Here is a 24,825-nt window from a genome sequence, read left to right on the forward strand (position 1 = left end):
GGCGGTGCGGGCGGCTGGTAGCTCAGGCGGCCATCTTCTGCGGGTTGGCCGCGCGCCACATTTCACCCAGCGCGCGCTTGTAGTCGGTCGGCATGACCTTGACGAACTTGCCGCGCGAGGCTTCCCAGTCGCCCAGGATTTCGCGGGCGCGGAAGCTGCCGGTGTAGCGGAAGTGGTCTTCCACCAGGCGGCGCAGGATGGTTTCGTCGGTCTCGCGTTCATGGCCGCGCTGCGCGCTGTGCCAGACGTCGATGTTGTTCAGCGCTTCCTGCTCGCTGTGCGGCAGGACGCTGTCCAGCTCGACCATGGACAGGTTGCAACGGTGGCGGAAGCTGCGGTCCGGATCCCAGACGTAGGCCACGCCGCCGGACATGCCCGCCGCGAAGTTGCGGCCGGTCGCGCCCAGCACGACCACGGTGCCGCCGGTCATGTATTCGCAGCCGTGGTCGCCGGTGCCTTCCACCACCGCGGCCGCGCCGGAGTTGCGCACCGCGAAGCGTTCGCCCGCCACGCCGTTGAAGAAGGCTTCGCCCGACAGCGCGCCGTACATGACGGTGTTGCCGACGATGATGTGGTCCGGGCCGAAGCCGCGGAAGTCGTTGGGCGAGCGCACGATGATGCGGCCGCCCGACAGGCCCTTGCCGACGTAGTCGTTGCCTTCGCCCACCAGGTCCATGGTGATGCCGTGCGCCAGGAAGGCGCCGAAGCTCTGGCCGGCGGTGCCGTTGCACTGGATGTGGATGGTGTCGTCCGGCAGGCCTTCATGGCCGTAGCGCGAGGCCACCGCGCCCGACAGCATGGCGCCGATGGTGCGGTTGCGGTTGCGCACCGGGACGATGAAGGACACCTTTTCGCCGCGCTCGATGGCCGGGCGGCTGCGTTCGATCAACTGGTGGTCCAGGGCGGCGGCCAGGCCGTGATCCTGCTCTTCCACCTGGCGCACCGGGCCGTCCGTGGCCGGCTGGTAGAACACGCGGCTGAAGTCCAGGCCGCCCGCCTTCCAGTGGTCGATGCCGGCGCGGGTGTCGAGCAGGTCGGCGCGGCCGATCAGCTCGTCGAAGCGGCGGATGCCCAACTGGGCCATGATCTCGCGCACTTCCTCGGCGATGAAGAAGAAGTAGTTGACGACGTGCTCGGGCTTGCCCTGGAACTTGGCGCGCAGCACCGGATCCTGGGTGGCCACGCCCACCGGGCAGGTGTTCAGGTGGCACTTGCGCATCATGATGCAGCCTTCGACGACCAGCGGCGCGGTGGCGAAGCCGAATTCGTCGGCGCCCAGCAGCGCGCCGATGACGACGTCGCGGCCGGTCTTCATCTGGCCGTCGGCCTGCACGCGGATACGGCTGCGCAGGCGGTTCAGCACCAGGGTCTGCTGGGTTTCGGCCAGGCCGAGTTCCCAGGGCGTGCCGACCTGCTTGATCGACGACACCGGCGAGGCGCCCGTGCCGCCGTCATGGCCGGCGATCACCACGTGGTCGGCCTTGGCCTTGGCCACGCCCGCGGCCACCGTGCCCACGCCCACCTCGGACACCAGCTTGACCGAGATCGAGGCCTTGCTGTTCACGTTCTTCAGGTCGTGGATCAACTGGGCCAGGTCTTCGATGGAGTAGATGTCGTGGTGCGGCGGGGGCGAGATCAGGCCCACGCCCGGCACCGAATAGCGCAGCTTGGCGATGTATTCCGACACTTTGTGGCCGGGCAACTGGCCGCCCTCGCCGGGCTTGGCGCCCTGGGCCATCTTGATCTGGATCTGGTCGGCGCTGCTCAGGTACTCGGCGCTGACGCCGAAGCGGCCCGAGGCCACCTGCTTGATCTTGGAGCGCAGCGAATCGCCGGCCGCCAGCGGCACGTCGGCCTCGATGCGGTCCTTGCCCAGGACGCTGGCCAGCGTGTCGCCGTCCTTGACGATGCTCTTGCCGCCGTTGCGCATTTCGCCGCGGTAGCGCAGTTCGTCCTCGCCGCCTTCGCCGGTGTTGGACTTGCCGCCGATGCGGTTCATCGCCACCGCCAGCACCGAGTGGGCTTCGGTGGAGATCGAGCCCAGCGACATGGCGCCGGTGGCGAAGCGCTTGACGATGTCCTTGGCGGACTCGACCTCGTCCAGCGGAATGGCGCGGGAGGGATCGAAGCGGAATTCGAACAGGCCGCGCAGCGTCATGTGGCGGCGGCTCTGGTCGTTGATGATCTGCGCGTATTCCTTATAGGTGCGGTAGTTGTTGGCGCGCGTGGCGTGCTGCAGCTTGGCGATGGAATCCGGCGTCCACATGTGCTCTTCGCCGCGCACGCGGTAGGCGTATTCGCCGCCCGCTTCCAGGTCGTTGGCCAGCACCGGGTCGCTGCTGAAGGCGGCGCGATGCAGGCGCAGGGCTTCCTCGGCCACCTCGAAGATGCCGATGCCTTCCACCGTGCTGGAGGTGCCGGTGAAGTACTTGTTGACCAGGGTCGACTGCAGGCCGACGGCTTCGAAGATCTGCGCGCCGGTGTAGGACATGTAGGTCGAGATGCCCATCTTGGACATGACCTTGTTCAGGCCCTTGCCGATGGCCTTGATGAAGTTCTTGACGGCCTTTTCCGGATCCGCCATCTGCTCCAGCGCTTCCAGCGCCAGGTAGGGGTGGATAGCTTCGGCGCCGTAGCCGCCCAGCAGGGCGAAATGGTGCACTTCGCGCGCCGAGCCGGTTTCCACCACCAGGCCGGTGTTGGTGCGCAGGCCGGCGCGGATCAGGTGCTGGTGCACCGCCGAGGTGGCCAGCAGGGCCGGGATGGCCACGCGGTCGTTGTCGACCAGGCGGTCGGACACGATCAGGATGTTGAAGCCGCTGCGCACCGCGTCGACGGCGCGCGCGCACAGGGCCGCCACGCGGGCCTCGATGCCCTCGCGGCCCCAGGCGGCGGGATAGGTGATGTCCAGTTCCTGGCTGCGGAACTTCTTGCCGGTGACCTGCTCGATGTCGCGGATCTGCGCCATGGCGGCGCTGTCCAGCACCGGCTGCGACACTTCCAGGCGCAGCGGCGGGTTGACGTTGTTGATGTCCAGCAGGTTGGGCTTGGGCCCGATGAAGGACACCAGCGACATCACCATCTGTTCGCGGATGGGGTCGATGGGCGGGTTGGTCACCTGGGCGAACAACTGGCGGAAATAGCTGTAGAAGGTCTTGGGCCGGTTCGACAGCACGGCCAGGGGCGCGTCGTTGCCCATGGAGCCGATGGCTTCCTCGCCGGTGGTGGCCATGGGTTCGAGAATGAACTTGTAGTCTTCCTGGGTCCAGCCGAAGGCCTGCTGGCGGTCCAGCAGCGAGGACGCGGAGCGGGCCGGCGTGGGGGCGCTCTTGGGCGCCGGCAGCGATTCCAGCTTGACGCGCAGGCGCTCGATCCACTGGCGGTACGGGCGGGCGTTGGAGAGCTGCGACTTGATCTCGGCGTCGTCGATGATGCGGCCTTGTTCCAGGTCGATCAGGAACATCTTGCCCGGCTGCAGGCGCCACTTCTTGACGATGCGGTTTTCCGGGATGGGCAGGGTGCCGGATTCCGAGGCCAGGATGACCATGTCGTCATCGGTGACCAGGTAGCGGGCCGGGCGCAGGCCGTTGCGGTCCAGGGTGGCGCCGATCTGGCGGCCGTCGGTGAAGGCCACCGCGGCGGGGCCGTCCCACGGTTCCATCATGGCGGCGTGGTATTCGTAGAAAGCGCGGCGGCTTTCGTCCATCTGCGTATGCTGCTCCCAGGCTTCCGGGATCATCATCATCATGGCGTGCGCCAGGGAATAGCCGGAGTTGACCAGCAGTTCCAGGCAGTTGTCGAACGTAGCCGTATCCGACTGGCCTTCGTAGACGATGGGATAGAGCTTGGGCAGGTCCTCGCCCAGCACCGCCGACTGCATCATGCCTTCACGGGCGCGCAGCCAGTTGAAGTTGCCCTTGACCGTGTTGATTTCGCCGTTGTGGGCGATCATGCGGTAGGGATGGGCCAGCGGCCAGGCGGGGAAGGTGTTGGTCGAGAAGCGCTGGTGCACCAGGGCCACGGCCGAGATCGTGCGGGTGTCGGCCAGGTCGCGGTAGTAGCGGCCGACCTGGTCGGCCAGCAGCAGGCCCTTGTAGACCACGGTGCGCACCGAGGCCGAGGGCACGAAGTATTCCTTGCCGTGGGCAAGGCGCATATTCTGGATGGCGTGGCTGGCGGTCTTGCGGATGACGTAGAGCTTGCGTTCCAGCGCGTCCGGCACCATCACGTCGGCGCCGCGGCCGATGAACAACTGGCGGATCACCGGCTCCAGGCCGCGCACGGCGGGCGACATCGGCATGTCCACGTCGACCGGCACGTCGCGCCAGCCCAGCACCACCTGGCCTTCGGCGCGCACCGCGCGCTCGAGTTCCTGTTCACAGGCCAGGCGCGAGGCGGTTTCCTTGGGCAGGAAGACCATGGCCACGCCGTATTCGCCGGGCGGCGGCAGGGCCACGCCCTGCTGGGCCATTTCTTCGCGGTACAGCGCGTCGGGGATCTGGATCAGGATGCCGGCGCCGTCGCCCATCAGCTTGTCCGCGCCCACGGCGCCCCGGTGGTCCAGGTTTTCCAGGATCTTCAGGCCCTGCTGGATGATGGCGTGGCTCTTGCGCCCCTTGATGTGGGCGACGAAACCCACGCCGCAAGCGTCATGTTCGTTGTTCGGGTGGTACAGGCCCTGCGGCGCGGGCATGCCGATGCGCGAGGCGTCGATGGGCTGTTCCGGCGGACAGGAGGGGGAGGTCAAGGATACGGACATGTCGCGCTCCAGGGCGTGGGGCTGCTGAATAAAGAGAATCTACGGCCGCAAGATTGCAGCGCAAGACGCGACGATACTGCGGTGCAGCGACGGCAGCAAGAAGAATAAATAGGGTTCGTCCCTAATTTATAATTTTAAATGTTTCATCCATATAAATCGGGGACATATTGAATCGAAACGAGATCCGTCCCTCTGCGGATGGCCAATAAAAAACCGGGACGGGCCCGGTCTTCTTGGGGTTTCGCCTGGCAGGCGGTGTCTCAGGGTGTTTCGGTCGGCACCGGTTCCGCCGGCTTCTTGCGCGGGCGTCCGCGCTGGCCCGGCGTGACCCGGCGGCTGGCGGTATGGGAGAGGGAGGCGATGAAGGACGGTCCGCCCAGCGCCCACTGGCCTTGCACGGCTTGGTCGATGCGCTGGATCTGCTCCTGCGACAAGCCTTCCTGCAGGCGCCGCCGGTAGTTCGCCTGGCGGTCGAAGGGGGTGTTGCCGCAGGACCAGTAGTCCGCGTGATCCGACATCCAGCCGGCCTGGGTGGCGGCGGTGCCGGTGTGGCCGGCCGCCGAGGACCAGGGCCACAGTTCCGCATCGTGGGTGGCGCCGCTGCGCACCGGATAGGTTTCCAGCCAGACCAGCGCGGGCAGCACCCAGGCGCCGGGTTCGACCAGCGCGGACCGGTAGCGGCCCGCGAAGACGCGGCCGCCGCGCAGGCGCGCCGCCAGGTTGCGGCCCAGCGTCTGCATCAGGCGGGGCAAGCCCTCGCCGTCGACCGGCGTGGCCAGCAGCAGTATCCGGTCGCTGGCCAGCACCCATCCATGCAGCGCGACGCGGTTGCGCGTGGCGGTCTCGCCGAGCCAGGTGGCGACCTGGTTCAGGGTATCCGCCGGCGCCGGCTGCGAGGGGGCGGCCAGCGGATGGATGAAATTGGCGAGGACCAGTTGAGGCAGTCCGGGAGCGTACAGTCGGGGCAGGCGTGCCATAGGATCTCAGGTCTTGAGCATGCGGCGCGCAAAAGAGCGCAGTGGCAATAAATGGTACCGCGTAAACACCGCCGTGCAATAGCAAGTACATCCTAGATTACCCGACTCCCCGGGCTTGCGGCACCCCGGCGGCGGATTCCGGCAGGTTAAGATTTCCCTCGCCCGCGCCCTGCCCCGTGCTGCCATGTCTGCATCCGGCGCCCGGCTTGCCTCCGTGCCTTACCTTATTACCTATATACCTATACAGGAGTTTCCCCATGGCTGGTCTGGAACTGGTTTCCCAGCATCGCTGCTTCGGCGGCTGGCAGCGCTATTTCCGCCATGACTCGGCCGAGATCGGCCTGCCGATGCGGTTCTCCGTCTTCCTGCCGCCGCAGGCGGAGCATGGCCGCGTTCCGGTCCTGTTCTACCTGGCCGGCCTGACCTGCACCGAGGAAACCTTCATGATCAAGGGCGGCGCCCAGCGGGTGGCGGCCGAGCTGGGCCTGATGCTGGTCGCGCCGGACACCAGTCCCCGCGGCGCGGGCATCGCCGGCGAGGACGACAACTGGGATTTCGGCACCGGCGCCGGCTTCTACCTGGACGCCACCCAGGCGCCCTGGAGCAAGCACTACCGCATGGACAGCTACGTGACCCGGGAGTTGTATGGCATTGTCACCGGCGAACTCCCGGGAGACGCGGCTCGCGCCGGCATCTTCGGCCATTCCATGGGCGGCCACGGCGCCCTGGTGCTGGCACTGCGCAATCCGGCCAAATTCCGTTCGGTATCGGCCTTCGCGCCCGTCGCCGCCCCCAGCCAGTGCCCCTGGGGCCACAAGGCCTTCGGCAACTACCTGGGACCGGACCGCGACGCCTGGGCGGCCTACGACGCCACCGAACTGATGCGCAAGGCGCAGGCGCCCTTTCCCGGCGGCATCCTGGTGGACCAGGGCCAGGCCGACGCCTTTCTTGCAGAGCAGCTCCACCCCGACGCCTTCGAAACCGCCTGCATCCAGGCCCGCCAACCCCTGGACCTGCGCCGCCACGAGGGCTACGACCACGGCTACTACTTCATCTCCACCTTCATGGAAGACCACCTCCGCTTCCACGCCCAGCGCCTGCAGGCGTAATTGCAGCAGCCCCCTCTGGGCACGGTCCATCGGCGGCGCCGTGCGAAGCTCAGTGGGGGTGGACCATACCGTTGCCACGAGGCACACCTCATCGGGGGAGCCGCGGAGCCGGCTTTGCCGGTCCGCCAGCGCCGCCCCCTTGAGGGGGCCGCGCGAAGCGCGGTAGGGGGTGGGCCTTGTTACGCCTTGTGTATATCCGAAGCGGGCCGGGGGCGGCACAACGTTGACAGCGTCGATATACTGAATCTGTCGAAAGCCTTAGGGGGTAGCCTGATTGGCTGTAGCTCCTTTCTTGTGGATTCTTGGTCCGGCCGTCGTGGCCTTGCTCATCGGCGCCGGCCTGTTCTTCGGGCGCGGCGGGCCGCGCGATGCCACCGGGCGCAAGCAGTTCCGGTTGCGCCCGGTGCGCCGCCTGGTCGGTCTCCTGATCGTGGCGCTGGCGGTGGTATCGGGGCTGTTGGGGGGATCCCTCTACCAGTTCCACCGCCTGACCAGCGACCAGCCGGTGGCCACGGTCCGGCTGGAACAGCAGGGCGAACGCCAGTTCATGGCGACCGCCCAGTTGGAGGGAGAGGCCAAGCCTCGCCAATACCAGTTGCGCGGCGATCAATGGCAGATCGACGCGCGGGTGGTGCGCTGGGAGTTGCCGGCCCTGCTGGCGGGCGTCCCGCCGCTGTACCGCATGGACCGCCTGTCGGGCCGCTACGACGACCCGGTCGCCGAGCAGGCGCAGCCGCGCACGGTCTATCCGCTGGGCGGCACGGCGGCGCCGGACCTGGGGACGCTGAAGCACCGCTTCCCCAACTGGCTGCCGTTCGTGGACGTGCAGTTCGGCAGCGGCGCCTACATGCCGATGTTCGACGGCGCCCGCTACCGCGTGTTCCTCGACCCGCGCGGCGCCCTGTTCGTCCGGCCGGACGACCCGGCCACCGCCGACGGCCTCAAGCAGCGCGGCTGGTAGGCGGCCGGAATCGCCAGCGGCGCCCGCCGCTGGCCCGTCCACCGGCACGACGGGACGGGCCCGGCAGCTTAGGCGGGAACTATGGCCCTCATGCACATGTCCAATTAGCACTCATGCACTTCGAGTGCTAACATCAAGTCCACTCTATATAAGGTTTCCTGGAGAAAAATCACCATGAAACAAGCAAATTCCTCGTTGACCGTCTCCGGAAACGCGCTGACGCTGGCCATCGCCAACCCCGGCGCGCTGGGCACGATCGACGCGTACATTTCGGCGGTCAACCGTTTGCCGGTGCTGACGGCTGAGCAGGAAACCTCGCTCGGCCGCAAACTGCGCGACCATGACGACCTGGACGCCGCCCGTGAACTCGTGCTGTCGCACCTGCGACTGGTGGTCTCGGTCGCCCGCCAGTACCTGGGCTACGGCTTGCCGCACGCGGACCTGATCCAGGAAGGCAACGTCGGCCTGATGAAGGCCGTGAAGCGTTTCGATCCCGAGCGCGGCGTGCGCCTGGTGTCCTTCGCCGTGCACTGGATCAAGGCCGAGATCCACGAATACATCGTGAAGAACTGGCGCCTGGTCAAGGTGGCGACCACCAAGGCCCAGCGCAAGCTGTTCTTCAACCTGCGCAGCATGCGCCCGGACGGCAAGACCCTGGCCAGCCATCAGGTCGACGACATCGCGCGCGAACTGAACGTGCGCCGCGAGGACGTCAGCGAGATGGAAGTGCGGATGTCCGGCCGCGAACTCTCCCTGGAAAGCCAGGACGAGGACGACGACAGCTACGCGCCCATCGCCTACCTGTCCGACGAGGGCCGGCAGGAACCGACCCGCGTGCTGGAGCGCAAGGCGCGCGAGCAGATGCAGGGCGAAGGCCTGAACGGCGCGCTGGACAAGCTGGACGACCGGTCGCGCCGCATCATCCAGGCGCGCTGGCTCCAGGACGACGGCGGCGCCACGCTGCATGAGCTGGCCGACGAGTTCGGCGTGTCGGCCGAACGCATCCGCCAGATCGAGGCGGCGGCGCTGAAGAAAATGCGCGGCACCCTGGCGGCGTAACGCGTTGATACAAACCGCCGGGAAAAAACATAATTCCGGCGAAACTTAATCCACGCCGGGGCGCCTAACCAACTCGGGCTGCGTGCTGAAGCAATGCCAGTATCGCGGCCCTCACCTGTCTCGGCTTCTCCTCTTTCCCCTCCCCTATGAGACGGGTGGTTTACGGGGCACCATCGCGGTGCCCCGTTTTTTATGCGCGGCGAAAACATGGCAGGCGCGCCGGCAGCGGGCCCGCCCTCGCTCAGGCGGCCTGGTCCGCTTCCAGTTGCGCCCACCCTTGCAGCATCGCTTCCCAGGCCCGGGCGTCCAGCCGCCGCACGCCGGTGGCCAGCGAACCGTCGGGATACAGCTTGAGCCAGCGGTAGCCGGGCGCGCTGTCGTCCAGGCGATGGCGGCCGTCGCGGATGGTGAACTGGAAGCAGGTGGACGGCGTCGCCAGCAGCCGCATGTTGCCGCGCCGGCGATCGAATTCCTGGTGCACGTGGCCCCAGAGCACGACGCGGATATTGCGCCAGCGGCCCAGGTGGCGGAACAGCTCGGCGGCATTGTCCAGCATCATGGTGTCGTGCCAGTCGGGCGTCATGGGAACGGCGTTGTGATGCAGGGCCACCAGCACCGGGCGCGGGCCGGCGGCGGCCGCGGCGGTGTCCAGCAATTCCAGTTGATGGCGGTCGAGATGGCCGGCGTTCGAACCGGCCACCGTGGAGTTCAAGGCGATCACCCGCCAGGCGCCCACGTCGCTCACCGGCTTGGCCCAATGGCCCAGGGTGCGCGCCAGGACCGCGGGCGCGTCATGGTTGCCGGGCAGGCAGCGCACCGGCAGGCCCAGTTCGCCGACGATGCGGGCGAAGCGGCGATAGGCGGCTTCGCTGCCGTCCTGGGACAGGTCGCCGGTGGCCAGCACCAGGTCGGCGTCGCCATGCTCGCGATGCGCCTGGTCGACGACGGCGCGCAGGCTGGCCTCGGTATCGACGCCCAGCATCAGGCCGGCGTCCGCGCAAAGGTGGGCATCGCTCAAGTGAATCAGCAGGACCGGCCGGTCGGCGGGAGCCGGGAAGGATGGCCGGAACGCGGGGCCGGTGTTCGCGGGCGGATGGACTGGTGGCAAGGTACGACTCCGGCAACTCTACGGGTGGCGCGGTACAGCGCGCCGGTCTTCACCTTAGCGAAATTCAGCCATGCGCGGCATCCTCCTTCCGGCAATTCGGGTAACGAAAAGTGCTTCCGAGTGCCCCGGATTTCCCCTCGCCATGCGCGGTAAAGCGCGAGCGCGCGGCAAAGTCCGCTATCCTCTACGGTCAACGGGATAGAGGCCGCGGGATAGAACGACATGGATGTGGGATTACTGGTTTTCGGGCTGGCGGCGCTGCTGACGCTGGTGTGCTTCATGCCGCCGCTGGCGGGACGCCTCAAGCTGCCGTATTCGGTGCTGCTGGCCATCGTCGGCTGTCTGCTGGGCATCGGCGTGCACGTGCACGGCTGGGCGCCGCCGGTGCTGGGCGACATGCTGGACTCGATCGAGAAATTCGAGATCTCGTCGGAAACTTTCCTTACCGTTTTCCTTCCCGTCCTGCTCTTCGAAACCGCCTTGTCGATGAACGTCCGGCGCCTGATGGACGACATCGGTCCCATCCTGATGATGGCCATCGTGGCGGTCGTGGTCTGCACGGTGGTGGTGGGCTACACCCTGCACATGCTGTCGCCCTACGGGCTGGTGGCCTGCCTGCTGCTCGGCGCCATCGTCGCCACCACCGACCCGGCGGCGGTGGTCAGCATCTTCCGCGACCTGGGCGCGCCCAAGCGCCTGACCACGCTGGTCGAGGGTGAGAGCCTGTTCAACGATGCCGCGTCCATCGCCTTGTACTCGGTGCTGGTCGGCATCATGACCGGGCAGAGCAAGCTGTCGGTCGGCAACGTGTTCACCGACTTCGTCATCCACTTCCTGGGCGGCGGCCTGGCCGGCTATGCCATGGGGCGCCTGGCCTGCGTGCTGTTCGCCTGGCTGCGCGGCTTCCCGGCGGCGGAAATCACGCTGACCCTGACCCTGGCCTATCTCACCTTCTACGTCTCCGAGCACTACCTGGGCGTGTCCGGCGTGGTGGGCACCGTGATCGCCGGCCTGGTGGTGGGGTCGACGGGCCGCACGCGCATGGCCCCGACCACCTTCGAATACCTCACCAGCGCGTGGGCGCAATTCGGCTTCTGGGCCAATTCGCTGATCTTCCTGTTCGCCGCCATGCTGATCCCGCGCATCATGGAGCAGGCCACGGGCGCCGACGCCTGGCTGATCGTCGCGCTGTTCTTCGCCACCCTGGTGGCGCGCGCCATCGTGGTGTTCGGCATGCTGCCCCTGCTCAAGCTGACGCGGCTGCGCACGCGCGTGAGCCGCGCCTACAAGACGGTGATGTGGTGGGGCGGCCTGCGCGGCGCGGTCTCGCTGGCCCTGGCCCTGGCGGTGACCGAGCGCCAGGACGTGCCGGAGGCGGCGCGCCAGTTCGTCGCGGTGGCCACCACCGGCTTCGTGCTGCTGACGCTGTTCGTCAACGGCATCAGCCTGCGGCCGCTGATGCGGCTGCTGCGCCTGAACGAGTTGTCGCAGATGGAGCTCACCCTGCGCAACCAGGCGGTGGTGGTGGCGCTGGAGGATTTGCAGGGCAGGACCGAGGAGGTCGCCAGCGCGGATCACATCGGGCCGGAAGTGCGCGAGCGCATCCGCGCGGTCTTCGACGCCAGCTTGCAGGAGGTGCGCGACGGCGAGGTCAGCCGCATGTCGCTGGACGCGCGGGTGTCGGTGGGCCTGGCCATCCTGGCGCAGCGCGAGGAGGAAATGTTCTTCGACGTGCTGAAGGCGCAGATCGTCGACTGGCGGCTGGCGGAGTCGCTGCTGGCCCGCTCCGAACGCCTGGAGGACGCCGTCCGCGCTGGCGGCCTGAGCGGCTTCGAGAACGGCATCGCGGCCGACGTGCGCTATTCGAAGGGCTTCCGCGTGGCGCTGCGGGTGCATTACCTGTTCGGCTTCCAGCGCTGGCTGGCGGCGGAACTGGGGCAGCGCTTCGCCGCCCTGATGTGCAAGCGCACCGTGGCGCAGCGGCTGATCGTCTTCGCCGGCCAGCAGATCAAGCCGCTGCTGGGCGAGGAAACCGCCGAGGTGCTGGTGCGGGCGCACCAGCGGCGCCTGGACGCCATCGAGAATGCCTTGCAGGCGCTCAACCTGCAATATCCGTCCTACGCGCTGTGGTTGCAGGAAAGCTACCTGGGCCGCGTGGCGCGCCAGTTGGAGCGCATGCGCTATCGCGAGATGCTGGGCCAGTCGCTGATCAGCGGCGAGGTCTATGCCGACCTGGTGCAGAAGCTGGAGGCGCGCTGGGCCCACATCGACCGCCATCCACCGCTGGACATCGAGATGAGCGCCACCGAGCTGGTCAAGCGCGTGCCGCTGTTCGAAAAGCTCAGCGCGGATTCCCTGCGCGCCATCTGCAAGCTGCTCAAGCCGCGCCTGGCGCTGCCGGACCAGCGCGTCCTGGGACGCGGGCGCAACGTGGACGAAATGTGCTTCGTCGCGTCCGGCGCGGTGACGGTGCATCTGCCGGACCACACCACGGTGGAGCTGGGCAGCGGCGAGTTCTTTGGCGAGCTGGCCCTGCTGGGCGAGCAGTTCATGATGCCGGAGGTCACCTCGCTGGGCTACAGCAAGCTGCTGATGATGTCGGCGCGCGACTTCCGCGCCCTGCTGGCGCGCGACCCGACGCTGCGCGAAGGCATAGAGACGGTGGCGCGCCAGCGGATGCGGGCCATCGAGGTGTGGCGGCAGTTTTCGTCGGCGAACGCCGCGCCGCCGACCCAGCCGCAGTCATGACCGGGCGCCGGGGCGCGACATCAATTCATCGGCGATGACCAGCGCGGCCTCCAGCGTGAACTCGCCGGCCGCCACCATGGCCAGGGCGCGCTCGGCGTCGACCGTGGCGATCTCCATGACCTCGCCGTCGCGGTTGGCCGGGCGCACGTGCGCCGGCAGCACGCAGCGGCTGACCATCAGGTCTTCCACCTGGTAGCCCTCCGGCAGGCGCCGGTGCATGCGCAACACGGTGCGCATGGGCTCGCGCGCCTGGATGTCGGGCGCGTCCAGCCCCGCTTCCTCGCCGCATTCGCGCACCAGCGCCAGGTCCAGGTCCTCGCCGCTGCCGGCTAGGCCGCCCACCAGCGTGTCCCACATGCCGGGATCGGTGGATTTGCTCAAGGCCCGGCGCGCGATCCACAGGCGGCCGTCCGGCGTCCAGGCGTTCAGGTGCACGGCGCGGGTCAACAGGCCCAGCGGACGGACCGCGGCGCGCTCGATGGCGCCCACCGGGCGGCCCTGCTCGTCCAGCACGTCCAGCAATTCGTCGCGCCAGCCGCGCAGGCAGTCGGCCTCGCGCAGCCGCTGGGCGACCCGGGCCAGCAGGCCGTCCAGGGCGGCGCCCGGCGCCAGCCCCGCGCCCAGTTCCAGGGCGTCGTCCCGCACCGTCGCCCCGGGCAGATGCCGCAGTGCGTCACAGGCCGCCAGCGTGGCTCGGCCACAGGGCCGGCCGGCCACCAGGACGGGGCGCGACAATTCGGGCGCCGGCTCCACCGCGCGCTCGCGCAGCAAGGCATAAAGGGCGCTTGCCCGGGTCGCCGGCGTGGGCGTCTGCCCCCCGTCCGCGGCGGGACCGGCGGTGGGCGGGACGGCGTCGTCCGGGGGCGGGGTATGAGTCGATTTTTGCTGCATGGCGGCGATTCTAGTGCAGGGCGGCGGCTCGTGTGGCCGGGTAGTCAGCAATTACATGGGGTGACGTGTCCGTTATAATCCGCCAGTTTCTTTGTGATTCGAGCTGGATCGAAGGGAGGAGGTGTTCCCTGAGAATCCGCCAACCAATAATTACGCGTTTCCGTGTCTTTCCACGGTGTAACCGCGGTTGGGTAGGGCCTTCGCGTACATGCATAAAGGGTCAGCATGAAGAAGTGGTGGAGAGGGATACCCGGCGCCTGTGCCATGCTGGTCGGCGGCGCGGCTCGGGCGCAGGTCAAGGACATGCCCGGAGGACCGAAGGTCGATCAGCTAAATCTGCACGAAGGCGTTACGCAGATTGCGCATGATGTGATGTGGCTGCACTGGATGATGCTCACCATCTGCGTGGTGATCTTCATCGGCGTCTTCGGCGTGATGTTTTATTCCATCTGGGCGCACCGCAAGTCGCGCGGCGCCGAGCCCGCCACCTTCCACGAACACGTCGGCGTCGAAGTCGCGTGGACGGTCATCCCCTTCTTCATCGTCATCGCCATGGCGCTGCCGGCCACCAAGGCCGTGGTCGCCATGAAAGATACGTCCAGCCCCGACCTGACCATCAAGGTCACCGGCTATCAGTGGAAGTGGGGGTACGAGTACCTGGACGGCGCCGCCAACGGCGTCAAGTTCTACTCCAACCTGTCCACGCCGCGCGCCCAGATCGAGAACCGCGAGCCCAAGGGCGAGTTCTACCTGATGGAAGTCGACAACCCGATGGTGGTGCCGGTCGACCAGAAGGTGCGCGTGATCACGACGGCGGCGGACGTCATCCACTCCTGGATGATTCCCGATTTCGGCGTCAAGCAGGACGCGATTCCGGGCTTCCTGCGCGATACCTGGTTCCGCGCGGAAAAGGTCGGCACGTACCGCGGCCAGTGCGCGGAGCTCTGTGGCAAGGACCACGCCTTCATGCCCATCGTGGTGACGGTGCTGTCCCAGGAAGACTACGCCAAGTGGGCGGACGACCAGAAGAAGAAGATGGCCGCGCAGGCCGACGATCCCAACAAGGACTGGTCGGAAGCCGAGCTGGTCGCGCGCGGCGAGAAGGTGTTCGGCGCGAACTGCGTGGTCTGTCACCAGGCCAACGGCAAGGGCGTGCCGGGGTCCTTCCCGGCCCTCGACGGCGACCATATCGTGCTCGGCCCCAAGGCGGAGCAGATCAAGACCGTGCTGCACGGCCACCCGGGAACGGCGATGCCCGCTTTCGGCGGCCAGTTGAACGACGTGGAAATCGCGTCGGTGATCACCTACACGCGCCATGCCTGGGACAACAAGGGCAAGGGGCAGGACCCGACCGTCAAGCCGGCCGACGTCAAGGGGGCGCGCTAAGCGCGCCGGATGCGGCGGCCGCGAGCCGTCGCGCTAGCAACCGAGCATATAACCCGGTCCCGCCAGAAGGGACCGGCGCCCAAGCGGCAAGGAGTCCATCATGAGCAGCGTCACTGTCGACCACGTCTCGCCGGGCCAGCACGGTCACGATGACCATCACCACGGTATCCCCACGGGCTGGCGGCGCTGGTTGTTCGCCACCAACCACAAGGACATCGGGACGATGTATCTCATCTTCTCGTTCGTCATGCTGCTGGAGGGCGGCACCCTGGCCCTGTTGCTGCGCACGGAGCTGTTCGAGCCGGGGCTGCAATTCTTCCGGCCCGAGTTGTTCAACCAGTTCACGACCATGCACGGCCTGGTGATGGTGTTCGGCGCCATCATGCCGGCCTTCGTCGGCTTCGCCAACTGGATGATCCCGCTGCAGATCGGCGCCTCGGACATGGCCTTCGCGCGGATGAACAACTTCAGCTTCTGGCTGCTGCCGGTGGCGGCGCTGATCCTGACCGCGTCCTTCTTCGCCCCGGGCGGCGCCACCGCCGCCGGCTGGACCCTGTACGCGCCCCTGTCGCTGCAGATGGGACCGGGCATGGACATGGCGATCTTCGCCATGCACATCATGGGCGCGTCCTCGATCATGGGCGCGATCAACGTCATCGTGACCGTCCTGAACATGCGCGCGCCCGGCATGACGTTGATGAAGATGCCGCTGTTCTGCTGGACCTGGCTGATCACCGCCTTCCTGCTGATCGCCGTGATGCCGGTGCTGGCCGCGGCCATCACCATGGTGCTGACCGACCGCCATTTCGGCACCGGCTTCTTCAACGCGGCCGCCGGCGGCGACCCGGTGCTCTACCAGCACGTGTTCTGGTTCTTCGGGCATCCCGAGGTCTACATCATGATCCTGCCGGCGTTCGGCATCGTCTCGGCCGTGGTGCCGGCCTTCGCCCGCAAGCGCCTGTTCGGCTATGCCTCGATGGTCTACGCCACCTCCGCCATCGCGGTGCTGTCCTTCATCGTCTGGGCCCACCACATGTTCACCACGGGCATGCCGGTGACCGGACAGCTCTACTTCATGTACGCCACCATGCTCATCTCCATCCCCACCGGGGTGAAGGTGTTCAACTGGGTGGCCACCATGTGGCGCGGCTCGATGACCTTCGAAACGCCCATGCTGTTCGCCATCGGCTTCATCTTCGTGTTCACCATCGGCGGCTTCACCGGGCTGATCCTGTCGGTGGCGCCGATCGACATCCAGGTGCAGGACACGTACTACGTGGTGGCGCATTTCCACTACGTGCTGGTGGCCGGCTCGCTGTTCGGCCTGTTCGCCGGGTCCTACTATTGGGTGCCCAAGTGGACCGGCTACATGTACAACGAGAAGCTGGGCAAGTTCCATTTCTGGATGTCGCTGATCTCGTTCAACGTCACCTTCTTCCCCATGCACTTCCTGGGGCTGGCCGGCATGCCGCGCCGTTACGCCGACTACGCGGCGCAGTTCACCACCTTCCACCAGATCGCCACCATCGGCGCCTTCTGGTTCGGCCTGTCGCAGTTGATCTTCCTGGTGGCCATCCTGCGCTGCTTCGCCGGCAAGGGCGAGCGCGCGCCGGCCAAGCCGTGGGAAGGCGCCGAAGGCCTGGAGTGGACGGTGCCGTCGCCGGCGCCCTTCCATACCTTCACCGAACCGCCGGAGGTGAAGTAAGCATGACCCCCGAACAACGCCGCCGCAACAAGGCCGTGGGGATAACCCTGCTGGCCGTGGTGCTGGCGATTTTCATCTGGGCGCTGTTCAAGGGGAGCAGCCTGTTCGCGCCGCTCGCCCGGGGCGGGGTTTGAGCGCGCGGGCATGCGGGGGACGGCCATGGACGAGGACAAGGCGATCGCGGAGGGAGCCGGGCAGCGCAAGCTGTCCTTCCTCCAGACCTTGAAGGCCGTGGCCTGGGGCATGCTGGGCATCCGCAAGGGCGCGGGCTACCGCGAGGACACGGCCCGGCTCAATCCGGTCCACCTGGTGGTCGCGGCCCTGCTGGCGGGCGTGCTGTTTGTGGTTGTGCTGATTTCCATCGTGCGCTGGGCGGTCGCCAGCCTCAGTTGAACAAGTATTCGAATATCCGTACCTGGGAGAACACCATGAGTGCAGGCCACTCGGTCGAAGCGAAAGATGCGCCCTACTACTACGTGCCGGCGGATTCCGGCCATCCGGTGCGCTGCGCGCTGGCGCTGCTGATCACCGCCCTGGGCGCGGCGGCCTGGGTCAACGGCGTCGGCATCGGCAAGTGGATGGTGCTGGTCGGCGTGCTCAGCGTGATCACCGTGCTGTACTTCTGGTTCGGCGACGCCATCGGCGAATCGGAGGGCGGCCTGAACAGCAAGCGGGTGGACGTCTCCTACCGCTGGGGCATGAGCTGGTTCATCTTCTCGGAGGTGATGTTCTTCGCCGGTTTCTTCGGCGCGCTGTGGTACGTGCGCACCATCTCCACGCCGTGGCTGGGCGACCTCGACCACAAGCTGCTGCTGTGGCCGGACTTCTCCGCCGTATGGCCCAATTTCGGGCCGGCCGGCGTGGTGGAGCACTTCCAGACCGTGGGGCCGTTCTGGCTGCCCACCATCAACACCGCGCTGCTGCTGAGTTCCGGCGTCACGCTGACCATCGCCCACCATGCCCTGCGCGACAACCATCGCGGCAAGACCATTTTCTGGCTGGCGTGCACCATCGTCCTGGGCTTCATCTTCGTGGCCTGCCAGGCCACGGAATACCACCATGCCTATACCGAACTGAACCTGAAGTTCAGCTCCGGGGCGTACGGTTCGCTGTTCTTCATGCTGACGGGTTTCCACGGATTCCACGTGATCATGGGCGCGACCATGCTCACCGTCATCCTGGTGCGCCTGCTGCGCGGCCATTTCACCGCCGACCATCACTTCGGTTTCGAAGGCGCCGCCTGGTACTGGCACTTCGTCGACGTGGTGTGGCTGGGTCTGTACCTGTTCGTGTACTGGCTGTAAGGGAGCGTCGTCGTATAAGGGGGAGCCGGCTTACCGGATCCCCGTGCTTTGGATCCAGCCCAGTTGGTGCGCCAGCAGCACGAACAGGAACAAGGCCACCGACAGGCCGATGCGCACCGTCAGCGCATTGACGGTACGATTGGTCGTTCCCTTGTCCTTCATCAGGTACACCAGGGCGGAGCCCAGGCTGACCAGGATGCCGATGAAGGCGACGACGACGAGCACGCGCATGGCAGTCTCCCCGGGCGCGGACGCCCCAAATAATATGGAATCGTTGTAGGTATACATGGTACGTCCTCACGGCACCGCACGCACGCTGGCCGCTCTGCTGTTGCTGGCCATGGCCGTCGTGGTGCTGGTATCGCTGGGGCGGTGGCAACTGCGCCGCGCCGATGAGCGCCGCGCCATCCTGGCGGCCATCGAGCATGGCCGTTCGCAGCCGCCGCTGATGCTGACCGCCGCCACGCCCGCGGCCGAGCTGAAACCGTGGCGGCCGGCGCAGGCCAATGGCAGCTACCGCGACGACCTGACGGTGGTGCTGGACAATCGCAACCGCGACGGCCGTCCCGGCTATTGGGTCGCCACGCCCTTGCTGCTGAAAAACAGCAACCCTCCGACCGCCGTGCTGGTGCTGCGCGGGTGGATGCCGCGCGCCGAACCGGGCCAGCCGGCCGCCGTGGCGCCGCCCGCGCCGCCGGACATGCAGCACGTCACCGGCGAGCTCGCCGAGCGCGTACCGCGCTTGTTCGAACTCTGGCATTTCGGCAACGATGCGGTGGATACGCTGCCCCCGCGCCTGCCGGCCGCCGGCGGCAAGCCGCCCACGGTGCAGAACCTGGACCTGGCCGCCTATGCCGAGGCCAGCGGCCTGCGCCTGCTGCCCACGGTGCTGGAGCAGAGCGACGCCGACGAGGACGTGCTCAAGCACGACTGGCCGCAGCCTTCGGTCGATTTCAACCAGAACCAGGGCTATGCGCTGCAATGGTTCGGCTTCGCAAGCATCGCCGGCATCGCCTTCCTGGTGGTGGCGTGGCGCGCGTTGCGGCGGTGGACCGCAGGGGGCCCGGGTGGAAAGGGCCGGACCGGAAGTTAAACTGCTTGCTGGCCGGTCCCGACGCGGGGACCCCGGCACGCGAAAAAGACAGGAATCCCGCTTGTGACGATGCCCATTACGACTGCCGGCGATACGCGCGCGGCGCCGCGCCGGCGCGGCGCGCTGACCGTGCTGATCGTCTTCCTCGTGTCGCTGGCGCCCGTGGTCGCCGCCGTGGTTTTCTACCTTAACCCCGAATGGTGGCCGCGCGACGGCAGCAACTATGGCGCCCTGGTCGAGCCGCAGCGCGACCTGCCCGGGCCCGCGCAACTGCCGCTGGCCACGCTGGACGGCCAGCCCTACGACCTGCGCCAGTTGCGCGGCAAGTGGCTGCTGATGGCCGCCGACGGCGGCGCCTGCCCGGAATCCTGCGCGCGCAAGCTGTTCATCATCCGCAACACCCACGCCAGCCAGGGCAAGAACGTGGACCGCGTGGCGCGCGTCTGGTTCATCACCGACGACGCGGAGGTGCCGCGCAAGGTGCTGGACGCCTACGTGGGCACGGTCATGGTGCGGGCGCGGCCCGAGCAACTGGCGGCGTTCCTGCTGGATGCCGGCGCGGGCAGTGGAAAGGGCAACGGGACCGGCGGCGGCGCGGACGAAGCAGCGGCGGCCGGCGCGCTGGCCGGGCCGATGTGGCTGGTCGATCCGCTGGGCCACCTGATGCTGCGCTTCCCGCCCGACGCCGATCCGGTCAAGGTGCGCAGCGACCTCAGCAAGCTGATCTACAACTCGCGCATCGGCTAGTATGCCGATCACGACGCAATTCGAAGTGACCGCAGAAGTGAATGCCTCCGCCCTGGACGCCATCGTCCTCCGTTACCGCAAGCTGGTTTTCTTTACCTGGTTCCTGACCCTGGACCTGATCATGTTCGGGGCTTTCGTGCGCCTGACCGATTCCGGCCTGGGCTGTCCCGACTGGCCGGGCTGCTACGGCAGCGCCTCGCCCCTGGGCTCGCTGGCCGACATCCACCAGGCCAACCAGGCCATGCCGTTCGGCGCGGTATCGCTGTCCAAGGCGTGGATCGAGATGGTCCACCGCTATGCCGGCTCGCTGCTCGGCATGCTGATCATCGCCATCGTCTACATGGCCTTCCGCTACCGCGGCCGCCTGGGGCGCTCGCCGCTGCTGGCCGTGGCCGCGCTGGTCATCGTCTGCGTGCAGGGGGCTTTCGGCGCCTGGACCGTGACCCATCAACTCATGCCGGCGGTGGTCACGGCCCACCTGGTGTTCGGCATGCTCACCCTGACCATGATGACCTGGCTGGCGGCGCGCGAGCGTCCGTACCAGGCGCTGGCGGCGTCGGCGGCGCGCTGGCGCGGGTGGATGACCGGCGGCCTGCTGCTGCTGTTCATCCAGATCACGCTGGGGGGCTGGGTCAGCACCAACTACGCCGCCCTGGCCTGCATGGACTTCCCCATGTGCCAGGGGCACTGGGTGCCGCCCATGGACTTCGCCGGCGGGTTCTCGGTCTTCCGCGCCCTGGGCGAGCTGCCGTCGGGTGAGATGATCTCGCAGTACGCCCTGACCGCCATCCACTGGACGCACCGGAATTTCGCCTTCGTGGTGTTCGTCTACATGGGGATCCTGGCCTGGCGCATGCGGGCCGAACCGGGCCTGCGCGGGCCGGCGACGCTGGCGCTGGCCCTGCTGGCGGCGCAGTTGCTGACCGGCCTGACCACCATTTTCTTCGAATGGCCCCTGCTGATCGCGGTCCTGCACAACGGCGGCGCCGCCGGCCTGGTCCTGGCCGGGGTGACGCTGCGGGTGCGCCTGGCCACTGCCGGCCGCGCCGCCCTGCGCAGCGCCTGAGCCCGCCGCGCCATGGGGCAGCCGCGGCGTGCAGGAGGGGCGCCGAGGTGGAAAGGCGGTCGAAAGTGGGAAAAAGGGCTGAAAAGGGCGGCAAAAGCGGCCGCGCTAACCGTTCCTGGGACAATTTGTCCAATGTAAACAGGCTCTTGCAACCCGTCCCCGACGCCCGCGACGGCGCCGAGCGGAGTTAGAATAACGCCACCATGACCAGCCTTGCCGCCCCAGACCAGGGATTGCTCCGTCAATACCTGGTGCTTACCAAACCCCGCGTTACCCAGCTTGCCGTCTTCTGTGCCGTCATCGGCATGTTCCTGGCGACGCCCGGCCTGCCCGACCTGAAGCGCGTGGCTTTCGCCACCCTCGGCATCTGGCTGCTCGCCGCGGCCGCGTTCGCCATCAACTGCCTGATCGAGCAGGAAGTCGACGCTCGCATGCTGCGCACCGCGCGGCGTCCCACCGCGCGCGGCACCATCCTGCCGCAGCAGGTGCTGATGCTGTCCGGCTTGCTGGGGGGCGCCGGCATGCTGGTGCTGTACAACCTGGTCAATCCGCTGACCATGTGGCTGACCTTCGCCACCTTCGTCGGCTACGCCGTCATCTACACCGTCATCCTCAAGCCGCGCACGCCGCAGAACATCGTGATCGGCGGCCTGTCGGGCGCCATGCCGCCCGCGCTGGGCTGGGCCGCCATCGCCAATGCGGTGCCGGCCGAGGCCTGGGCGCTGGTGCTGATCATCTTCATCTGGACGCCGCCGCATTTCTGGGCGCTGGCCCTGTATCGCAGCAAGGACTACGAGAGGGCCGGGCTGCCGATGCTGCCGGTCACGCACGGGCCGGAATACACGCGCCTGCAGATCCTGCTGTATAGCTGTGCCCTGCTGGGTTGTACGCTGATTCCCTACGCCTTGCGCATGAACGGCCTGTTGTACCTGGCCGCCGCGCTGGTGCTGGGCGGCATTTTCCTGCGCTATGCCTGGCGGCTGTATCGCAACTACAGCGATGCCTTGTCGCGCGCGATGTTCCGATATTCCATCTTGTACCTGGCGCTGTTGTTCGGCGCCCTGTTGATCGATCACTGGCTCGGCCTGCTGCTGGCGTAGGCAGGCGGTGGCGCGGCGCGCGCCCCGCGCGCCGATTCGCCGTTGCGCACCCCGTCCCAGGCCTTACCGGAGACCTCCCCCATGTCCATCGTTCCCGCCCGCCGCGCCGCCTTGCGCGCACTTGGCAGCGTTGCCCTGCTCGCCGCCCTGGCGGCCTGCAAGGACCGCCCGGCCTTCCAGGGCAGCAGCATCGAGGGCACGCACCTGGGCAAGGACGTGGCCATGGTCGACCAGGACGGGAAGCCGCGCGCCATGGCCGATTTCGCCGGCAAGGTGGTGGTGGCTTTCTTCGGCTACACGCATTGCCCGGACGTCTGCCCGACCTCGCTGGCGGAGTTGGCCCAGGTCATGCAGACGCTGGGGCCCGACGCTTCGCGCGTGCAGGTGGTGATGATCACCGTCGATCCCGAACGCGATACGCCGGAGGTGATGAAGCAGTACGTCACCACCTTCAATCCCGGCTTCGTCGGCCTGACCGGCAGCCTGGCGCAGTTGAAGACGGCGGCGACGTCGTTCAAGGCCTATTACGCCAAGGTGCCGACCAAGGACGGTTCGGACTACAGCATGGACCACAGCGCCGCCTTCTACCTGCTGGACCAGAAGGGCGAAGCCCAGGTGCTGGTCAACAACAACGCGGGCGCCGACGTGCTGGTGCACGACATCAAGCTTCTGTTGGGGTGATGCCGGCGGCCTCCAGCCAGGCGGCATAGGCCAGGCGGCCTTCGTCGCCCAGGTCGGCGGCGCGCAACTCGTGCGCGCCGGCATATATGAGCAGCGCATAAGGGGTCGCCAGGGCGGCCGCCTCCCGGCTCAGCCGCGCTTCTTCGCCCGTCGACGGCGAGCGCGCGCGCCAATAGTTGATGGCCTGTTCCAGTTGCGTGATCGAGATCGGCGTGGTGTCGTCCATCGGCCCATTCTCCCAGTAGCGCCTGTCCGTGTGGGCGGCCGTCAGAGTCTGGTCACAGGTGTTTCCGACATCTCTGAATAGCCTTGCAAATCTTGCAAACGGTCACCTTGCGCACGGCTTGTAAGCGGATACCGATGCTATACATCCGCCATGGATGGCTTTGCAAGGAAAACGACATGAACACCCATACCGTTCCCTCCCAATCGGAATCGCGCCGCGGCCTGCATCCGCTGGTGGCGACCGCCGCGGTTTGCGTCATCGTGCTGTGCGGCGTCGCGGTCGCCGCCATCGGCGGCTGGCTGCCCACGTCGAGCGGCCGGCAGGATGCGGCCAACCCGGCCGTCACGGCGCAGGCCGACCCCGCCAACGCCAACCTGGCGCCCGTGCCCGGACAGGCCTCGCAGGGCGCGATACAGCCGCAGCAGGGCGCGGCGCGACAAGCGCCGGCCGCCGCCGCGCAGCCCAACGTCCCGCCGCAGTACGCGCCGCAGCAAGGCGTGCCGCCCGCCGCCCAGAACGACGCGGCCCAGTGCCCGCAATGCGGCACCGTGGTGTCCGTGGGCCAGGTGCAGGTGCCGGTGCAGGATCGCAGCAATCACATCGTCGGCACGGTCGCCGGCGGCGTGGTCGGCGGGGTGGTGGGCAACCAGTTCGGCGGCGGTGGCGGCAGGACCGCGCTGACCGTCCTGGGCGCCGTGGGCGGGGCTTTGGCAGGCAGGGAAATCGAGCGTAATATGAACCAAAAAACCGTGACGCGTTATCAATTGGTTGCCCGCACCAATGATGGCCGCACCCATACTTTCCGCAGTGATACGCCGTTCCAATATTCGACGGGCCAAGCCATACGCGTGGAAAACAACCAACTGCTGCCGCGGTGAGCGCCGGCAGCAGGCCACGCGGCGGGTCTCCGAACGCGCGGGACGGTCAGGCCCCACGAGAGAGACAGATGACCGACCCGCAAAACAATCCCTTCATCCTCCCCGGCTTGGGGCAATCCGGCGACGCGGCCGGCAACCCCTTGCTCGCCAGCATGGAAATGATGCGCAAGGCGTGGTCCGGCCTGATGGGGCCGGGCGGCCTGGCGCAGGTCATGCCGATGACGCCTCCCTTGAACCTGGAAGATCTCGACCGCCGCATCGCGGAACTGCGCACGGTGGAAAGCTGGCTGCGCCTGAACCTGTCCATGCTGGGCAGCACCATCCAGGGGCTGGAAGTGCAGCGCTCCACCATCAACACGCTGCGGTCCTTCGTCGATAGCGTGGGCAGCCAGGTGGCGTCCGGCGGGCAATGGGGCGATGCCTCGCCGCTGGAGGTGGCGCTGGGCCTGAAGCCGATGGGACAGCGCGCGCGGCCGGGCGCCGATGCGGCTTCCGGCACGGCGCCGGCCGGCGGCCGTCCCTATGGACAGGCCTTTTCCGCCGCCGATCCTCCGGGGGCCAACGACGAACCCGAGGACGAAGACATCGAGATGCCGGAGGATCACGCCCGGAACGCCGCCGCCGGACCGGGAACCATGGCTGACGAAAAGCTGTCCGCGGCCGCCGACAAGCTGGCCGAATCCGGCGCCGCCGCCGAGTCGGGCGTGGGCGCGACGCCGGCCTTCCTGGGCAACGCGGCGCAATCCGCCTCGGAGGCCTGGTGGAATCTGCTGCAGCAGCAGTTCGGCCAATTGGCCGCGGCGACGGCGGCTTCCATGCCGGCCGCGATGGCGGGCATGGCTCCCCCTGCGCCCGACGCTGGCGCCGCGCCTGCCGGCGATGGCGCCGGCGCGGGCAAGTCGGCCTCCAGGAAGGCAGGCGCCGCGAACGCGGCCCCTGCCAAGGCGGCTGGAAACAAAGCGGCTGGGACGAAGACAGCCGCAACGAAGGCGCCCGCCAGGAAGACCGCCGCCAAGCCGGGCGGGGA

General features: G+C 67.7%; 21 protein-coding genes and 1 pseudogene. 16 read left to right on the top strand and 6 right to left on the bottom strand.

The window, feature by feature from the left end:
- Window positions 1–22: 22 nt before the first annotated feature.
- Both CAL29_RS00205 and CAL29_RS00210 read right to left on the bottom strand, forming a co-directional pair.
- Window positions 23–4,759 (bottom strand): glutamate synthase-related protein, encoded by a 4,737-nt coding sequence (locus tag CAL29_RS00205; protein ID WP_094851014.1) that lies wholly within the window; start codon window positions 4,757–4,759, stop codon window positions 23–25.
- A 260-nt stretch (window positions 4,760–5,019) separates the two neighbouring features.
- The gene (locus CAL29_RS00210; RefSeq protein ID WP_094851015.1) at window positions 5,020–5,736 is read right to left on the bottom strand and encodes a hypothetical protein; all 717 of its coding nucleotides are present in this window, start codon (window positions 5,734–5,736) and stop codon (window positions 5,020–5,022) included.
- Between the two features lie 257 nt (window positions 5,737–5,993).
- Between CAL29_RS00210 and fghA the strand changes: the two genes are divergently transcribed.
- From fghA to rpoH, 3 genes are all read left to right on the top strand, one after another.
- Window positions 5,994–6,845 (top strand): S-formylglutathione hydrolase, encoded by an 852-nt coding sequence (fghA, locus tag CAL29_RS00215; RefSeq protein WP_094851016.1) that lies wholly within the window; start codon window positions 5,994–5,996, stop codon window positions 6,843–6,845.
- A gap of 274 nt (window positions 6,846–7,119) precedes the next feature.
- Window positions 7,120–7,806 (top strand): hypothetical protein, encoded by a 687-nt coding sequence (locus CAL29_RS00220; protein ID WP_179283851.1) that lies wholly within the window; start codon window positions 7,120–7,122, stop codon window positions 7,804–7,806.
- 174 nt (window positions 7,807–7,980) lie between these two features.
- Window positions 7,981–8,865 (top strand): RNA polymerase sigma factor RpoH, encoded by an 885-nt coding sequence (rpoH, locus tag CAL29_RS00225; protein WP_094851017.1) that lies wholly within the window; start codon window positions 7,981–7,983, stop codon window positions 8,863–8,865.
- Window positions 8,866–9,106: 241 nt separating this feature from the next.
- On the opposite strand, the gene CAL29_RS00230 is transcribed toward rpoH, so the two are convergent.
- Window positions 9,107–9,883: a phosphodiesterase gene (locus CAL29_RS00230; RefSeq protein ID WP_256977094.1), complete on the bottom strand. Its 777-nt coding sequence runs from the start codon at window positions 9,881–9,883 to the stop codon at window positions 9,107–9,109.
- A 312-nt stretch (window positions 9,884–10,195) separates the two neighbouring features.
- On the opposite strand from CAL29_RS00230, the gene CAL29_RS00235 reads away from it, so the two are divergent.
- Window positions 10,196–12,721 (top strand): cation:proton antiporter, encoded by a 2,526-nt coding sequence (locus CAL29_RS00235; protein WP_094851018.1) that lies wholly within the window; start codon window positions 10,196–10,198, stop codon window positions 12,719–12,721.
- Here the strand turns inward: CAL29_RS00235 and CAL29_RS00240 are convergent.
- A complete protein-coding gene (locus CAL29_RS00240; protein ID WP_094851019.1) occupies window positions 12,716–13,612 on the bottom strand; it encodes an NUDIX hydrolase in 897 nt (298 codons plus the stop codon). The genes CAL29_RS00235 and CAL29_RS00240 overlap by 6 nt on opposite strands.
- A 225-nt stretch (window positions 13,613–13,837) precedes the next feature.
- Here CAL29_RS00240 and coxB point away from each other — a divergent pair, with 225 nt between their 5' ends.
- The 5 genes from coxB (at window position 13,838) to CAL29_RS00260 (ending at window position 18,007) form a co-directional block, all read left to right on the top strand.
- Window positions 13,838–14,998 carry a cytochrome c oxidase subunit II gene (gene coxB / locus CAL29_RS00245; protein ID WP_094851020.1) on the top strand — a complete coding sequence of 387 codons (1,161 nt, stop codon included), beginning with the start codon at window positions 13,838–13,840 and terminating at the stop codon, window positions 14,996–14,998.
- A gap of 100 nt (window positions 14,999–15,098) precedes the next feature.
- Window positions 15,099–16,703: a cytochrome c oxidase subunit I gene (ctaD, locus tag CAL29_RS00250; protein WP_094851021.1), complete on the top strand. Its 1,605-nt coding sequence runs from the start codon at window positions 15,099–15,101 to the stop codon at window positions 16,701–16,703.
- A 2-nt stretch (window positions 16,704–16,705) separates the two neighbouring features.
- The gene (locus tag CAL29_RS31910) at window positions 16,706–16,837 is read left to right on the top strand and encodes a hypothetical protein (RefSeq protein ID WP_256977095.1); all 132 of its coding nucleotides are present in this window, start codon (window positions 16,706–16,708) and stop codon (window positions 16,835–16,837) included.
- Between the two features lie 25 nt (window positions 16,838–16,862).
- Window positions 16,863–17,096, top strand: coding sequence for a DUF2970 domain-containing protein (locus CAL29_RS00255; RefSeq protein WP_094851022.1), 234 nt, complete (start codon window positions 16,863–16,865; stop codon window positions 17,094–17,096).
- A 35-nt stretch (window positions 17,097–17,131) separates the two neighbouring features.
- Entirely contained in the window at window positions 17,132–18,007 is an 876-nt protein-coding gene (locus CAL29_RS00260; RefSeq protein ID WP_094851023.1) for a cytochrome c oxidase subunit 3, read from the top strand.
- Between the two features lie 30 nt (window positions 18,008–18,037).
- On the opposite strand, the gene CAL29_RS00265 is transcribed toward CAL29_RS00260, so the two are convergent.
- A complete protein-coding gene (locus CAL29_RS00265) occupies window positions 18,038–18,238 on the bottom strand; it encodes a twin transmembrane helix small protein (protein WP_094851024.1) in 201 nt (66 codons plus the stop codon).
- Between the two features lie 55 nt (window positions 18,239–18,293).
- Here CAL29_RS00265 and CAL29_RS00270 point away from each other — a divergent pair, with 55 nt between their 5' ends.
- From CAL29_RS00270 to CAL29_RS00290, 5 genes are all read left to right on the top strand, one after another.
- Window positions 18,294–19,100: an SURF1 family protein gene (locus CAL29_RS00270; protein WP_094851025.1), complete on the top strand. Its 807-nt coding sequence runs from the start codon at window positions 18,294–18,296 to the stop codon at window positions 19,098–19,100.
- Window positions 19,101–19,169: 69 nt separating this feature from the next.
- Window positions 19,170–19,847 carry an SCO family protein gene (locus tag CAL29_RS00275; RefSeq protein WP_094851026.1) on the top strand — a complete coding sequence of 226 codons (678 nt, stop codon included), beginning with the start codon at window positions 19,170–19,172 and terminating at the stop codon, window positions 19,845–19,847.
- A gap of 52 nt (window positions 19,848–19,899) precedes the next feature.
- Window positions 19,900–20,913, top strand: a complete 1,014-nt coding sequence (locus tag CAL29_RS00280) for a COX15/CtaA family protein (RefSeq protein ID WP_094852616.1) — start codon at window positions 19,900–19,902, stop codon at window positions 20,911–20,913.
- Window positions 20,914–21,116: 203 nt separating this feature from the next.
- Window positions 21,117–22,013 carry a heme o synthase gene (cyoE, locus tag CAL29_RS00285; protein ID WP_094851027.1) on the top strand — a complete coding sequence of 299 codons (897 nt, stop codon included), beginning with the start codon at window positions 21,117–21,119 and terminating at the stop codon, window positions 22,011–22,013.
- Window positions 22,014–22,094: 81 nt separating this feature from the next.
- Window positions 22,095–22,694: an SCO family protein gene (locus tag CAL29_RS00290; protein WP_094851028.1), complete on the top strand. Its 600-nt coding sequence runs from the start codon at window positions 22,095–22,097 to the stop codon at window positions 22,692–22,694.
- On the opposite strand, the gene CAL29_RS00295 is transcribed toward CAL29_RS00290, so the two are convergent.
- Window positions 22,675–22,920, bottom strand: coding sequence for a DUF3717 domain-containing protein (locus CAL29_RS00295; RefSeq protein ID WP_094851029.1), 246 nt, complete (start codon window positions 22,918–22,920; stop codon window positions 22,675–22,677). The two genes, CAL29_RS00290 and CAL29_RS00295, sit on opposite strands and share 20 nt — an antisense overlap.
- Before the next feature lie 176 nt (window positions 22,921–23,096).
- Between CAL29_RS00295 and CAL29_RS00300 the strand changes: the two genes are divergently transcribed.
- Window positions 23,097–23,798 carry a glycine zipper 2TM domain-containing protein gene (locus CAL29_RS00300; RefSeq protein ID WP_094851030.1) on the top strand — a complete coding sequence of 234 codons (702 nt, stop codon included), beginning with the start codon at window positions 23,097–23,099 and terminating at the stop codon, window positions 23,796–23,798.
- Window positions 23,799–23,866: 68 nt separating this feature from the next.
- A pseudogene (locus CAL29_RS32235) lies at window positions 23,867–24,358 on the top strand (PhaM family polyhydroxyalkanoate granule multifunctional regulatory protein); the annotation flags it as partial.
- Window positions 24,359–24,825 lie beyond the last annotated feature (467 nt).

It is taken from the genome of Bordetella genomosp. 10 (assembly GCF_002261225.1).
GTDB lineage: Bacteria > Pseudomonadota > Gammaproteobacteria > Burkholderiales > Burkholderiaceae_B > Bordetella_C.